The sequence below is a fragment of the Paenibacillus turpanensis genome (assembly GCF_011421635.1).
Taxonomy (GTDB): Bacteria; Bacillota; Bacilli; order Paenibacillales; family YIM-B00363; genus Paenibacillus_AK; species Paenibacillus_AK turpanensis.
Map to the genome: position 1 here is coordinate 1 of NZ_WTLI01000056.1, position 1,562 is coordinate 1,562.

Genomic DNA, 1,562 nt, shown 5'->3' on the forward strand with positions numbered 1-1,562 from the left:
CGAGCCTTTAACCTGCAGGATTTTCCCCTGCAGCGCCGCCCCCGTAACCTCCTCGTTGTACAAGCGCCGCTGGCGCACGCCTTCCTCGGGAACCAGCACATAGTCATACCTCAAGACGCCGTCCTCTAACCGCGCCGTAGAAGCTGCTACCGTAAGCTCCCCTTCTTGAAACATGACTCTGTCTCCGAGCTGGAACAGCTGCTCCGTATTCACCCTGTAGCTGGTGAAATCCGCCTCCGCCGCTCCTCCTTCCACCGCCTCCGTGCGCAGGTATTCCGATACATTCCGCGCCACGACAAACGGCTCGCTCGGCAGCTCCCACAGCCTCCCGTCAGGCAGCCCAAAATGAAACTTCGGCGCAGACGCCGACGCCTCCGGGATCAGCACCGCCCCAAATCGCGAAGCCATCCGCTTCAAAAATTGCCAGTCCGTCTCCAAATATTGTAATGTAAATCCGCCCAAGGTGGAAGTCCCGGAGGCATGATCCAGGCAGTCTGACCCGTCATAATCGGCAATCACCTGCTCGATCAGGCTCGAATAGGACATCGCTTCATGCTGGAACGACCGGCTGACCTGCCGGATATCCAGCAAGCTCGTATGAGAAATCCCTTCCAGCTCCAGGTAATAAATCCCCCGCACCGACCTCACGGAAATCCGGCTGACCAGCCCGTGAAACAGCGTCTTTGTACGCCCGTCGGCTTCCCGGATTTGCACCTCCAGCAAATCCCCCTCGCTGGACTGCTCAATATAGGAATCCTTCATTTCTTCCGGGATGATCCCCTCGATATACAGCTTGGCATGCTCATTGACGGCCTTCACAATCTCAAGCCGCTGCAGCGTCTGAATCTCGTNTTCATTTCTTCCGGGATGATCCCCTCGATATACAGCTTGGCATGCTCATTGACGGCCTTCACAATCTCAAGCCGCTGCAGCGTCTGAATCTCGTACGGCGAGATCAAGCTTATATCGTGTACCCCAAGTGTTTTTAAGGCTGCCGTTCTCACGGGCATCCTCCCTTCTCCCATCTCGGCGGACGGCTCGCCTTACATGTCTTGGCCGTCATCCTCAATCGTAATAATCCCTTTATACTGGCAGGTTGCCGTGCATTTGTTCATCAGCGCCGGCTGCCCGTCCACCAGCTGATCCTCTTTGCCGTTCGCCCAAGGCATACTGACAATCGGTGTGCAGGGCATCATGGTCAAAATGTTATTGTTCGCCTTCGTCGCCGCATCCACCGCCGGGTTTTGAATGGTGGCGCACATCCCGAACGGCGCAATATTGAGCTGTGGCTGGTAGTCCATAATGTTCATCTGCGCTTTGCCTTTGATATACACCCCGTGGCTCAGCGGCATTTTCAACCGATTCATCATCGTCCCGCAGCTGCAGCGAAGCACGGCGCCCGCCACCACGTACGACTGCTGCTCGCCCGAATCTTCCTTCATATCGATATCCATCACAAAACCTCCTTTTACCAGCGTTATGTAAACCACTTGCCTGCATGCCTATCGATCTGCCTACCTAGCTGAGCTGACCAGCCTGCCAATCCTACCGATCTCCTATCG

The 1,562-nt window shown here is 55.9% G+C and carries 2 protein-coding genes; both read right to left on the bottom strand.

Annotated elements, in window-relative coordinates; translation table 11 throughout:
- Positions 1 to 819, bottom strand: an 819-nt coding sequence (locus GQS10_RS22740) for a contractile injection system protein, VgrG/Pvc8 family (RefSeq protein ID WP_341805123.1), incomplete at its 3' end; no start/stop codon positions are given.
- 224 nt (positions 820 to 1,043) lie between these two features.
- Complete coding sequence (locus tag GQS10_RS22750; protein ID WP_166246596.1) at positions 1,044 to 1,454, bottom strand: DUF4280 domain-containing protein; 411 nt, start codon at positions 1,452 to 1,454, stop codon at positions 1,044 to 1,046.
- Between the last annotated feature and the right edge of the window lie 108 nt (positions 1,455 to 1,562).

What these genes read in the sequence shown, in the direction of transcription:
- GQS10_RS22750 (WP_166246596.1), bottom strand. Translation starts at nt 1,454, where the DNA reads ATGGATATCGATATGAAGGAAGATTCGGGCGAGCAGCAGTCGTACGTG.